This window comes from Streptomyces canarius (genome assembly GCF_014650735.1).
GTDB classification, from domain to species: Bacteria; Actinomycetota; Actinomycetes; order Streptomycetales; family Streptomycetaceae; genus Streptomyces; species Streptomyces olivaceoviridis.
Genome location: NZ_BMVN01000039.1, coordinates 45,738 through 58,693, shown reverse-complemented (window position 1 = coordinate 58,693; position 12,956 = coordinate 45,738). Strand labels below are relative to the sequence as shown.

At 71.9% G+C, this 12,956-nt stretch carries 7 protein-coding genes; 5 read left to right on the top strand and 2 right to left on the bottom strand.

From position 1 onward, the window contains the following. Positions 1-66 precede the first annotated feature (66 nt). The gene (locus tag IE294_RS35950) at positions 67-2,451 is read left to right on the top strand and encodes a SpoIIE family protein phosphatase (protein WP_189893195.1); all 2,385 of its coding nucleotides are present in this window, start codon (positions 67-69) and stop codon (positions 2,449-2,451) included. A gap of 114 nt (positions 2,452-2,565) precedes the next feature. Here the strand turns inward: IE294_RS35950 and lon are convergent, their stop codons facing one another. Further along, positions 2,566-4,986 (bottom strand): endopeptidase La, encoded by a 2,421-nt coding sequence (lon, locus tag IE294_RS35945; RefSeq protein WP_189893194.1) that lies wholly within the window; start codon positions 4,984-4,986, stop codon positions 2,566-2,568. A gap of 169 nt (positions 4,987-5,155) precedes the next feature. Further along, positions 5,156-5,959 (bottom strand): rhomboid-like protein, encoded by an 804-nt coding sequence (locus IE294_RS35940; RefSeq protein ID WP_373315904.1) that lies wholly within the window; start codon positions 5,957-5,959, stop codon positions 5,156-5,158. A gap of 194 nt (positions 5,960-6,153) precedes the next feature. On the opposite strand from IE294_RS35940, the gene IE294_RS35935 reads away from it, so the two are divergent. From IE294_RS35935 to IE294_RS35920, 4 genes are all read left to right on the top strand, one after another. Continuing rightward, positions 6,154-6,831, top strand: a complete 678-nt coding sequence (locus IE294_RS35935) for a spermine/spermidine synthase domain-containing protein (protein WP_189893192.1) — start codon at positions 6,154-6,156, stop codon at positions 6,829-6,831. A gap of 112 nt (positions 6,832-6,943) precedes the next feature. Beyond that, positions 6,944-7,684 (top strand): response regulator transcription factor, encoded by a 741-nt coding sequence (locus IE294_RS35930; RefSeq protein WP_014674952.1) that lies wholly within the window; start codon positions 6,944-6,946, stop codon positions 7,682-7,684. Next, the gene (locus IE294_RS35925) at positions 7,681-8,805 is read left to right on the top strand and encodes a HAMP domain-containing sensor histidine kinase (RefSeq protein ID WP_189893190.1); all 1,125 of its coding nucleotides are present in this window, start codon (positions 7,681-7,683) and stop codon (positions 8,803-8,805) included. The genes IE294_RS35930 and IE294_RS35925 overlap by 4 nt, the downstream gene beginning before the upstream one ends. Positions 8,806-9,104: 299 nt before the next feature. Beyond that, complete coding sequence (locus tag IE294_RS35920) at positions 9,105-12,923, top strand: multifunctional oxoglutarate decarboxylase/oxoglutarate dehydrogenase thiamine pyrophosphate-binding subunit/dihydrolipoyllysine-residue succinyltransferase subunit (RefSeq protein ID WP_189893188.1); 3,819 nt, start codon at positions 9,105-9,107, stop codon at positions 12,921-12,923. Positions 12,924-12,956 lie beyond the last annotated feature (33 nt).

The window sequence follows — 12,956 nt, the reverse complement described above, 5'->3', positions numbered from 1 at the left end:
TGCTCCGCGCCGCCCGGGATCAAGCTGGACAGGAGAGCCTGCCGAGCAAGGGCGAGATGAGCGGCGATGGAGCGACAGTCGACGTACACGGCCACGGCCACCATCGATGAGCAGGGCGTCCTCACCGGCTGGAGCGAGGGGGCGCGGCGGCTGCTCGGCTACGACTCCCCGGCGGTGGTCGGCCGGCCCGCCACCGCGCTGCTCGCCGCCGACGGCGCGGCGGTCCGGCGGGCACTGGCCGGCCGGTCCCGCTGGAACGGCACCGTCCCACTGCGCCACCAGGACGGCAGCCTCCTGGAACTGGGCGTGCTCGCCCACCGCCGGACCTTCCAGACCGGCGCCACCGACTGGCTCGTGGTGAGCGCGGTGACGGCCCGGACCCAGCCGCCCCGCGGCGAACCGCTGGAGGAGTGGACGTTCCTCCAGTCCCCCTTTCCGCTGGCCATCTTCGGCGCGGACCTGCGCCTGGTGCGCGCCAACCGGCGGATGGAACACGCCCTCGCCCTGCCCGAGGCGGCGATCCGCGGACTGCGCCTCACCCACATCGCGCCGGGGGCCTCGAGCGAGGAGGCCGCCCGGTCGATGCGGCGGGCGCTGGAGCGCGGCAGGCCGCAGGAGGCGCGCGGCCGGCTCGGTCCGGACCTCGGCCAGGCCATCGTCCTCACCCCGCTGAAGGACGCCGACGGGCAGGTGCGGGCCGTCTGCCTGTCCGTGCCGGAGCCGGCCCGGGAAACCGCCGGCGGGGCTCGCCCCTCGGGCGAGTCCGCCGCGCCCGTCGGCACGGCCGCGGACCAGGCCCGTGCCGCACAGGAACTCGGCGAGGTCACGGTCCCCCGGCTGGCCGACCTCATGGCGGTGGACCTGCTGGACTCCCCGTGGACCACCGCCGAGGCCGCCGGCCGGCCGCCGGAGCAGGTGGTCCTGCGCCGCGCCGCCCTGCGCGCTGTCCCGGGGGACGGCGGGCCCGGCCACGGCGGCGGCGTCGGAACCGGTGTCGGCGTCGGTATCGGGGAGGTGATCGCCTGCCCGGCGGACTCGCCGCCCACCCGGTGTCTGACGGCGGCCCGCCCGATGCTGTACGACATGGCGGACCCGGCCGTGGCCGAGTGGGTGGCGCTGGACCCCGGCGCCTCGTGGCTGCGCACGTCCGGGACGCGCTCCCTGCTGGCGGTCCCGCTGCTCGCCCAGGGCAGCACGCTCGGCGTCGCCCTGTTCGGCCGGCACGGGGGGCGGGGGCCCTTCGGACCGGAGGACCTGCGGCTCGCGGAGGAGTTCACCGCCAAGGCGGCCACCGGCATGGAACAGGCCCGCGGCTGTTCCCGGCCCCGCACCACCACCGTGGCCCCGCAACGCAGCCTGCTCCCGCACAGGGTGTCCGACCAGGCGGCCCTGGAGATCGCCACCCGCTATCTGCCGGCCGCGACCCGGGCCGGCGTGGGCGGCGACTGGTTCGACGTGATCCCGCTGTCCGGGGCGCGGGTGGCGCTCGTCGTGGGTGACGTGGTGGGCCACGGCCTCCGGGCCTCCGCCACCATGGGCCGGCTGCGCACGGCGGTACGCACCCTGGCCGACGTCGATCTGCCCGCCGACGAGCTGCTCACCCACCTGGACGACCTGGTGCTGCGGCTGGCCGCCGACGAGGGCAGCGCGGACCCGGGCGCCGACACCGCCGGAGGCATCGGCACCACCTGTCTGTACGCCGTCTACGACCCGGTCTCGCGCCGCTGCTCCGTGGCCCGGGCCGGGCATCCGCCGCCCGCCGTGGTGACCCCGGACGGCACCGTCCGCTTCCTCGACGTGCCCGCGGGGCCGCCGCTCGGGCTCGGCGGGCTGCCCTTCGAGGCGATGGAGAAGGAACTGCCCGAGGGCAGCCTGCTCGTGCTCTACACCGACGGGCTGCTGGAGGCCCGCGACCACGACATCGACGAGGCCCTGGACAAGTTGTCCGTCGCGCTCGGCCGTCCCGCGCAGTCGCTGGAGTCGGTGTGCGACCGGGTTCTCGGCGACCTGCTCAGCCACCGCCTCGACGACGACATCGCCCTGCTGGTGGCCCGCACCCGGGCCCTGCACGAGGACCTGGTCGCCTCCTGGGAGCTGTGCGACGAGCCCTCCGTCGTCTCGCTGGCCCGCCGGTACACCACCGGCCAACTGTCCGTGTGGGGCCTTGACGAGGCCGCGTTCACCACCGAGCTGATGGTCAGCGAGCTGGTCACCAATGCCATCCGCTACGGCCGTCCGCCCCTCCGGCTCCGGCTGATCCATCAGGGCAGGACCCTGATCAGCGAGGTCTACGACGCCAGCGACACCGCCCCGCACATGCGCCGGGCCCGGATCTTCGACGAGGGCGGCCGGGGCCTGCTGCTGGTCGCCCAGCTCGCCGACCGCTGGGGCACCCGGCACGACCGGATCGGCAAGACGGTGTGGGCGGAGCAGTCGCTGACCGCGCTCTGACAGGCGGGGCACTCCCCCAAGCGCCCCAAGCACCGCCGACTCCGCACCGCCCGCATGGCGAAGGCCCGGGCCTCCCTCACGGAACCCGGGCCTTCCCTCATCCGGCAGCGTCCGTCACGCCGCTACCGGAACCTCCGGCGCCGCGTCGCTCGTGGCGGGCGCGAGCGCCAGTTCCAGTACCTGCCGGACGTCGGTCACGGTGTGGACGTCGAGCTTGTCCAGCACCTCGGCCGGGACGTCGTCCAGGTCGGGCTCGTTGCGCTTGGGGATGATGACGGTGGTCACCCCGGCGCGCTGGGCGGCGAGCAGCTTCTGCTTCACGCCGCCGATGGGCAGCACCCGGCCGGTCAGCGAGACCTCGCCGGTCATGGCGACGTCCGTGCGGACCAGGCGGCCGGAGAGCAGCGAGGCGAGGGCCGTGGTCATCGTGATGCCCGCGCTCGGACCGTCCTTCGGCACCGCGCCCGCCGGGAAGTGGATGTGCACGCCCCGGTCCTTCAGGTCGGCCACCGGCAGCTCCAGCTCGGCGCCGTGGCTGCGCAGGAAGCTCAGCGCGATCTGCGCCGACTCCTTCATCACGTCGCCCAGCTGGCCGGTCAGGGTCAGCCCCGCCCCACCCGTCTCCGGGTCGGCCAGGGACGCCTCCACGAAGAGCACGTCGCCGCCGGCGCCGGTGACCGCGAGGCCGGTCGCCACACCGGGGACGGCCGTACGGCGCTCGGCCGGGTCCTGGGCGGACTCGGGCACGTGGTGCGGCCGGCCGATGAGCCCGCGCAGATCACCGTCGGTGACGGTGAACGGCAGCTCGCGCTCGCCCAGTTCGTGCTGGGCCGCGACCTTCCGCAGCAGCCGTGCGATGGACCGCTCCAGGGTTCGCACGCCCGCCTCGCGGGTGTACTCGCCGGCGAGCTTGCGCAGCGCGCTCTCGTCCAGCGTGACCTCGGCCTTGTCCAGGCCGGCCCGCTCCAGCTGGCGCGGGAGCAGGTGGTCCCGGGCGATGACGACCTTCTCGTCCTCGGTGTAGCCGTCCAGGCGGACGATCTCCATACGGTCGGCGAGCGCCTCCGGGATGGCCTCCAGGACGTTGGCGGTGGCGAGGAAGACCACGTCCGACAGGTCCAGCTCGACCTCCAGGTAGTGGTCCCGGAAGGTGTGGTTCTGCGCCGGGTCGAGCACTTCGAGGAGGGCGGCGGCCGGGTCGCCCCGGAAGTCGGAGCCCACCTTGTCGATCTCGTCCAGCAGGACCACCGGGTTCATGGACCCGGCCTCCTTGACGGCGCGCACGATCCGGCCGGGCAGCGCGCCGACGTACGTACGGCGGTGACCGCGGATCTCGGCCTCGTCACGGACGCCGCCGAGGGCGACGCGGACGAACTTGCGGCCCATGGCGTGCGCGACGGACTCGCCCAGCGAGGTCTTGCCGACACCGGGCGGGCCGACGAGCGCGAGCACGGCACCGCCGCGCCGCCCGCCGATGACGCCCAGGCCCCGGTCGCCGCGCCGCTTGCGCACGGCCAGGTACTCGGTGATGCGTTCCTTCACGTCGTCCAGGCCCGCGTGCTCGGCGTCGAGCACGGCCTTCGCGCCCTGGATGTCGTACGCGTCCTCGGTCCGCTCGTTCCACGGCATCTCCAGGACGGTGTCCAGCCAGGTGCGGATCCAGGAGCCCTCGGGTGACTGCTCGGAGGCGCGCTCCAGCTTGTCGACCTCCTTGAGGGCGGCCTCGCGGACCTTCTCCGGCAGGTCGGCGGCCTCGACGCGGGCGCGGTAGTCGTCGGACTCCTCGCCCTCCTTCTCGCCGTTGAGCTCGCGCAGTTCCTTGCGGACGGCCTCCAGCTGACGGCGCAGCAGGAACTCGCGCTGCTGCTTGTCGACGCCTTCCTGGACGTCCTTGGCGATGGTCTCGGCCACGTCCTGCTCCGCGAGGTGGTCGCGCAGCTGCTGCGTGGCGAGCTTGAGCCGGGCCACCGGGTCGGCGGTCTCCAGCAGTTCGACCTTCTGTTCGGTCGTCAGGAACGGCGAGTAGCCGGAGTTGTCGGCCAGCGCCGACACGTCCTCGATGGCCTGGACGCGGTCCACGACCTGCCAGGCACCGCGCTTCTTCAGCCAGGTGGTGGCGAGTGCCTTGTACTCCTTGACGAGTTCCGTGACCTGGCCCGGCAGCGGCTCGGGAACGGTCTCCTCGACACGGGCTCCCTCGACCCAGAGCGCGGCGCCCGGGCCGGTGGTGCCGGCGCCGATGCGGACGCGGCTGCGACCGCGGACCAGGGCCCCCGGGTCACCGTCGGCGAGCCGGCCGACCTGTTCCACCGTGCCGAGGACGCCGGTCTTGGCGTACGTACCGTCGATGCGCGGCACCAGCAGCACCTTGGGCTTTCCGGGTTCGGAGCGGGCGGCGGCCTGAGCGGCCTCCACCGCGGCCCGCACCTCGGCGTCGCTCAGGTCCAGCGGGACCACCATGCCGGGCAGCACGACCTCGTCGTCGAGCGGCAGCACGGGCAGGTTCAGCGTGAACGCCGGTGACTCAGCAGCCATGATCTCCCCTTCGGCAGTCAACTTGAGCTATGCCGACTCAATGTTCTGGCGGGGTCTATTGTTCCCGGGCCGCTGTTCGCTCTGAGCGATCACCTACGACCAGGGGGATGAGCTGCGCAAACGTGCGTGGGTGCGGGTGGGTTGGGGTGCTCGCGCGGTTCCCCGCGCTCTAGGCCGGCCGGTGCCACCGTCGGACCAGGGGCCAGGCCGCCACACCGATCGTCAGGGCGATGACGTGGCCCCAGTTCGTCAGCGGGTCGGCGTAGGTCAGCAGGTCGCTCAGCAGTCCGCCGGCCGCCAGGGTCAGCAACGGCCAGCGCAGCCAGGGGCGCAGGAGGCCCGTCAGGGCGCCGGTACTCGTGGCCACGCCGAAGCTGATGCCGTAGTCGAGGCGGTGCAGCGAGGTGTCGGGCAGGTGGCCCAGCAGGACGGCGAGGCCCACCGGGACCTCGGTGGCGAGGGTGGCCAGGACATGGCCGGCCAGGAAGACACAGGCGGCCCGCGCTCCGCCTATCCGCCGCTCCAGCACCGTGAGCACCAGCAGGAACGCGACCGTGTACGGCGAGAGGATCCCGCCCGCGACCCACAGCGCGCTCGCCAGCAGCACCAGCACGGGCGTGCGCACCAGGTGGGCCACGTCGGTGCTGGAGCCCTGGTGGAGCGTCTGCACCAGGGCGGGGTCGGCGTGGGTCGCGATCAGGGAGGTGACGGCCAGGACGGCCGCGTAGGCGAAGGTGAACGGGGTGCCGACGGGGGTCGGCAGCAGGCGCCACGGGCGGGGCAGCGGCCGGTGCGGGAGCGGGGCGGGGTCCGCGGTGTCGGGGGCCGCCCCGGGGGCGGCGGCGCGCTGGCGGGGCATGCCGTCCAGCAGGCCGGCGAGGGCCGGGGCCGGGACGGCGGCGCCGTCGGGAAGGGGCGTGCCCGGCGCGGGCGGGCACGCGTCCGGCGTGGGGCCCGTCGTACTCCGTTCCACGGTGAGGCGCTCCTTCCGTCGCGCCCCACCCTTCGTGCTCGGCACGGCGCTGTCTATGACCGACGCCACCCGGCTGCGGATTCACGGCGACCTCTCACCCGCCGGCCGCGTCCGGCCCCGGTGCGGACCACCCGTCCGTGGGCGTCATGCGCAATTCCCGTGAACGCCAGGCTCCGTTCAAGCAGGATGGGGTCATGACTGCCGTGTACGACACTCCCGTGGTCCTGGACCGACGCGACGGCCCGTACGGCGAGGTGGTGCTGCGCAGACACGGTGCGCTGCTTCAGATCATCGCCAACGGCTGCTTCCTGATGGACACCTCCGACGGCCGCTCGGAGCGGCTGCTGGTCGACGCGGCCCGCGCCGCGCTGGACGGGCGGCCCGCCCCGAAGGTGCTGATCGGCGGGCTGGGCGTGGGCTTCTCGCTGGCGCATGCCGCCGCCGACCCGCGGTGGGGGCGGATCACCGTGGTCGAGCGGGAACCCGCCGTCATCGACTGGCACCGGGACGGACCGCTGGCCGAACTGTCCGCCGCCGCGCTCGCCGATCCGCGCACCGTGATCGTCGAAGCGGATCTCGTGCGGTACGTCAATGAGACATCGGACACGTTCGACGCGCTGTGTCTCGACATCGACAACGGGCCCGGCTGGACCGTCACCGAGGACAACGACAGCCTCTACTCACCGGCCGGACTCGCCGCCTGCGTACGGGTGTTGAGGCCTGGCGGGGTGCTCGCGGTGTGGTCGGCCGAGCCCTCTCCGGAATTTGAAGGAAGCTTGCGGAATGCCGGGTTCCAACAGGTGCGTACCGAAGAGGTGCCGGTTGCCCGGGGCGTTCCGGACGCCATCCACCTCGCCGTCCGACCTGGATAGCGACAGCACGGCCGGTCACCGTAATGTGCTGCCCTGACGCCGATCATTCAAGCGTCAAACGCAGACATGGGATCACCCCACTGATTCCGGAAAGCAACAACAGGGGCGGGCGATGGAGCAGACACACACCTCCCAGAGCGGCGCGGCGACGACCACCCCGGGCGCGCAGCGCCGGGTGCTGGTCGTCGAGGACGACCCCACGATCGTCGACGCCATCGCGGCCCGGCTGCGCGCCGAGGGATTTCTCGTGCAAACGGCGGCCGACGGTCCGGCCGCGGTCGACACCGCGGAGGCATGGCAGCCCGATCTGCTGATCCTCGACATCATGCTGCCGGGCTTCGACGGGCTCGAAGTGTGCCGGCGGGTGCAGGCCCAGCGGCCGGTGCCGGTGCTGATGCTGACCGCGCGGGACGACGAGACGGACATGCTGGTCGGGCTCGGCGTGGGCGCCGACGACTACATGACCAAGCCGTTCTCGATGCGGGAGCTGGCCGCACGCGTGCACGTGCTGCTGCGCCGGGTGGAGCGGGCCGCGCTGGCCGCGACCACCCCGCGCTCCGGCATCCTGCGGCTCGGCGAGCTGGAGATCGACCACGCGCAGCGCCGGGTGCGGGTGAAGTCCGAGGACGTCCACCTGACGCCCACCGAGTTCGACCTGCTGGTGTGCCTGGCGAACACCCCGCGCGCGGTGCTCTCCCGGGAGCAGCTGCTGGCCGAGGTGTGGGACTGGGCGGACGCCTCCGGCACCCGCACGGTCGACAGCCACATCAAGGCGCTGCGGCGGAAGATCGGTGCGGAGCGCATCCGCACGGTGCACGGTGTGGGCTACGCGCTGGAGACGCCGACCCCATGAGCGGCGGCGGGCGCCAGGCCGCACGGAGGAGCCCCGGGGCCGTCGGCGAGAACCCCTGGGGCGGCGTGCGCCCGTTCTCGATCAAGACCAAGCTGGGTGCGCTGGTCGTCATCTCCGTGCTGATCACCACGGGTCTGTCGATCGTGGCGGTGCACACCAAGACGGAGCTGCGCTTCATCACGGTCTTCTCGATGATCGCCACCCTGCTGATCACGCAGTTCGTGGCGCACTCCCTCACCATGCCGCTGGACGAGATGAACGCGGTGGCCCGCTCCATCTCCGAGGGCGACTACACCCGCCGGGTGCGGGAGAACCGCCGGGACGAGCTCGGCGACCTGGCCCAGACGATCAACGTCATGGCCGACGAGCTGGAGGCCCAGGACAACCAGCGCAAGGAGCTCGTCGCGAACGTCTCGCACGAGCTGCGCACCCCGATCGCCGGGCTGCGCGCGGTGCTGGAGAACATCGTCGACGGGGTCACCGAGGCCGACCCGGAGACCATGCGGACGGCCCTGAAGCAGACCGAGCGGCTCGGCCGCCTGGTGGAGACCCTGCTGGACCTGTCCCGGCTCGACAACGGCGTCGTACCGCTGAAGCTGCGGCGGTTCGAGGTGTGGCCGTACCTGTCCGGCGTGCTGAAGGAGGCCAACATGGTCGCCTCCGCGCGCGCGGGCATGGCCACCGGCTCCGGCAGCCACACGCGCACGGACGTCCACCTGCACCTCGACGTCTCCCCGCCGGAGCTGACCGCGCACGCGGACCCCGAGCGCATCCACCAGGTCGTCGCGAACCTGATCGACAACGCGGTCAAGCACAGCCCGCCGCACGGCCGGGTGACCGTGCGGGCGCGGCGCGGGCCGCAGCCGGACTCGCTGGAGCTGGAGATCCTGGACGAGGGCCCCGGCATCCCCCGGTCGGAGTGGCACCGGGTGTTCGAGCGGTTCAACCGCGGCGCGGTGACCCGGCCGCACGGTCCGGGCAGCGACGGCGGTACGGGGCTGGGCCTGGCGATCGCCCGGTGGGCGGTGGATCTGCACGGCGGCCGGATCGGTGTGGCCGAATCCGAGCGGGGCTGCCGGATCATCGTCACTCTTCCGGGACTGACTTCCGCCCCAAGTTGACGTAAAGTCCGAGCGGAACCACAAGATCCACGTCCGTCGCCGCCGGTCCGCGCGGCTGGACCCGTGTGATCAGGGCAGGCCCGGGCACCCGTCGGACGAAGACGCGCAGGGCCCGGGCCGCCACACCCTCCCCTCCGCGGAACCACGCTTGTTTCCCGCCATTTCAAGCCCTGAAACAAGATTCTTGATGTGACTTACGCGACGATGACCTTGCTCGACCTGACCTTCCCGCCCAGGGAGGCGTAGCCTTTATTCCCGCTGTCCATCACCTTGTGAAGCGGAAGAGGGCGGTTGCCGCCGTGTCGCCACAGTCCCCCAGTAACTCGAGCATCTCCACCGACGACCAAGCCGGGAAGAACCCCGCCGCAGCGTTCGGTGCGAACGAGTGGCTCGTCGACGAGATCTATCAGCAGTACCTCCAGGACCCGAATTCGGTAGACCGTGCCTGGTGGGACTTCTTCGCCGATTACAAGCCGGGGGCTCCTGCCACCCCGGCTCCGGCGGGTACTGCGGCCACGGGGGCCGCAGAGACCCCCACCACGGCCCCGCAGGCCCGGCCCGCGGCCCCGGCCCCCCAGGCCGCCGCCCCGGCCGCCCCCGCGGCTCAGAAGCCCGCCGCCGCCCCCGCTCAGGCCCCGGCTCCGGCCCCGGCCCCCGCGGCGAAGGCTCCCGCCCCGGCCAAGCCGGCGCAGCCCGCACAGGCGCCCGCTCAGCCCACGGCGAAGCCCGCCGCGGCCGAGGCCCCCGAGGGCCCGGAGCTGATCACGCTGCGCGGCCCGGCCGCCGCCGTCGCCAAGAACATGAACGCCTCCCTGGAGCTGCCGACCGCCACCTCGGTCCGCGCCGTCCCGGTGAAGCTGCTGTTCGACAACCGCATCGTCATCAACAACCACCTGAAGCGCGCCCGGGGCGGGAAGATCTCCTTCACGCACCTGATCGGCTTCGCGATGGTGCAGGCCATCAAGGCCATGCCGTCGATGAACTGGTCGTTCGGCGAGAAGGACGGCAAGCCGACCCTCGTCAAGCCGCCGCACGTCAACCTCGGCCTGGCCATCGACCTGGTCAAGCCCAACGGTGACCGCCAGCTCGTCGTGGCCGCCATCAAGAAGGCCGAGACGCTGAACTTCTTCGAGTTCTGGCAGGCCTACGAGGACATCGTCCGCCGCGCCCGCGACGGCAAGCTGACGATGGACGACTTCACCGGCGTCACGGTCTCCCTGACCAACCCCGGCGGCCTCGGCACCGTCCACTCCGTGCCGCGCCTCATGCCCGGCCAGTCCGTGATCATGGGCGTCGGCTCCATGGACTACCCGGCGGAGTTCCAGGGCACCAGCCAGGACACCCTGAACAAGCTCGGCATCTCCAAGGTCATGACGCTCACGTCGACCTACGACCACCGGGTCATCCAGGGCGCCGCCTCCGGCGAGTTCCTCCGCCAGGTCGCCAACCTGCTGCTCGGCGAGAACGGCTTCTACGACGGCATCTTCGAGGCGCTGCGCATCCCCTACGAGCCGGTCCGCTGGCTCAAGGACATCGACGCCTCCCACGACGACGACGTCACCAAGGCCGCCCGCGTCTTCGAGCTGATCCACTCCTACCGGGTCCGCGGCCACGTCATGGCCGACACCGACCCGCTGGAGTACAAGCAGCGCAAGCACCCCGACCTGGACATCACCGAGCACGGGCTCACGCTGTGGGACCTGGAGCGCGACTTCGCGGTCGGCGGCTTCGCCGGCAAGTCGATGATGAAGCTGCGCGACATCCTCGGCGTCCTGCGCGACTCGTACTGCCGCACCACCGGCATCGAGTTCATGCACATCCAGGACCCCAAGCAGCGCAAGTGGATCCAGGACCGGGTCGAGCGCCCGCACGCCAAGATGGAGCGTGAGGAGCAGCTGCGGATCCTGCGCCGGCTGAACGCCGCGGAGGCCTTCGAGACGTTCCTCCAGACGAAGTACGTCGGCCAGAAGCGCTTCTCGCTGGAGGGCGGCGAGTCCGTCATCCCGCTGCTCGACGCGGTGATCGACTCCGCCGCCGAGTCCCGCCTGGACGAGGTCGTCATCGGCATGGCCCACCGTGGCCGCCTGAACGTCCTCGCCAACATCGTCGGCAAGTCCTACGCGCAGATCTTCCGCGAGTTCGAGGGCAACCTCGACCCGAAGTCGATGCACGGCTCCGGTGACGTCAAGTACCACCTGGGCGCCGAGGGCACCTTCACCGGCCTGGACGGCGAGCAGATCAAGGTCTCGCTGGCCGCCAACCCGTCCCACCTGGAGACGGTCGACCCGGTCATCGAGGGCATCGCCCGCGCCAAGCAGGACATCATCAACAAGGGCGGGACGGACTTCACCGTGCTGCCCGTCGCGCTGCACGGCGACGCGGCCTTCGCGGGCCAGGGCGTGGTGGCCGAGACCCTGAACATGTCGCAGCTGCGCGGCTACCGCACCGGCGGCACGGTCCACATCGTCATCAACAACCAGGTCGGCTTCACCGCGGCCCCCGAGTCCTCGCGTTCCTCCATGTACGCGACGGACGTGGCCCGCATGATCGAGGCCCCGATCTTCCACGTGAACGGCGACGACCCGGAGGCCGTGGTCCGCGTCGCGCGGCTGGCCTTCGAGTTCCGCCAGGCGTTCAACAAGGACGTGGTGATCGACCTCATCTGCTACCGCCGCCGCGGTCACAACGAGTCGGACAACCCGGCCTTCACCCAGCCGCTGATGTACGACCTGATCGACAAGAAGCGCTCGGTGCGCAAGCTGTACACCGAGTCCCTGATCGGTCGCGGCGACATCACCCTGGAAGAGGCCGAGCAGGCCCTCCAGGACTACCAGGGCCAGCTGGAGAAGGTCTTCACGGAGGTCCGCGAGGCCGTCACGACCCAGCAGGCCACCGGCCCCGTGTCGGACCCGCAGGCGGAGTTCCCGGTCGCCGTGAACACCGCGATCTCCTCGGAGGTCGTCAAGCGCATCGCCGAGTCCCAGGTCAACATCCCGGACTCCTTCCACGTGCACCCGCGCCTGCTGCCCCAGTTGCAGCGCCGGGCGGCGATGGTCGAGGACGGCACGATCGACTGGGGCATGGGCGAGACCCTCGCGGTCGGCTCCCTGCTGCTGGAGGGCACCCCGGTCCGGCTGTCCGGCCAGGACTCCCAGCGCGGCACCTTCGGCCAGCGCCACGCGGTCCTCATCGACCGCGAGACGGGCGAGGAGTACACCCCGCTCCAGTACCTCGCCGAAGAGCAGGCGCGCTACAACGTCTACAACTCCCTGCTGTCCGAGTACGCGGTCATGGGCTTCGAGTACGGCTACTCGCTGGCCCGCCCCGACGCGCTCGTGATGTGGGAGGCGCAGTTCGGTGACTTCGTCAACGGCGCCCAGACGGTGGTCGACGAGTACATCTCGGCGGCGGAGCAGAAGTGGGGCCAGACGTCCGGCGTCACCCTGCTCCTGCCGCACGGCTACGAGGGCCAGGGCCCGGACCACTCCTCGGCCCGGGTCGAGCGGTTCCTCCAGCTCTGCGCCCAGAACAACATGACGGTCGCCATGCCGACCCTGCCGTCGAACTACTTCCACCTCCTGCGGTGGCAGGTGCACAACCCGCACCACAAGCCGCTGGTGGTCTTCACCCCGAAGTCGATGCTCCGCCTGAAGGCCGCCGCGTCGAAGACGGAGGAGTTCACGTCGGGTCAGTTCCGTCCCGTCATCGGGGACACGACGGCGGACCCGGCCGCGGTCCACAAGGTCGTGTTCGTGGCCGGCAAGCTGTACTACGACCTCGAGGCCGAGCGGCAGAAGCGGGGCGTGACGGACACCGCGATCATCCGCATCGAGCGGCTGTACCCGCTGCCGGGTGCGGAGATCCAGGCGGAGGTCAACAAGTACCCGAACGCCGAGAAGTACCTGTGGGCGCAGGAGGAGCCGGCGAACCAGGGTGCGTGGCCGTTCATCGCGCTCAACCTGATCGACCACCTGGACCTGGCGGTCGGCGCGGACGTCCCGCACGGCGAGCGCCTGCGGCGCATCTCGCGTCCGCACTCCTCGTCCCCGGCGGTCGGCTCCGCGAAGCGGCACCAGGCGGAGCAGGAGCAGTTGGTGCGTGAGGTGTTCGAGGCGTAAGCCTCCGGCGGTCCGCCAGGTAGGAGGGCCCGG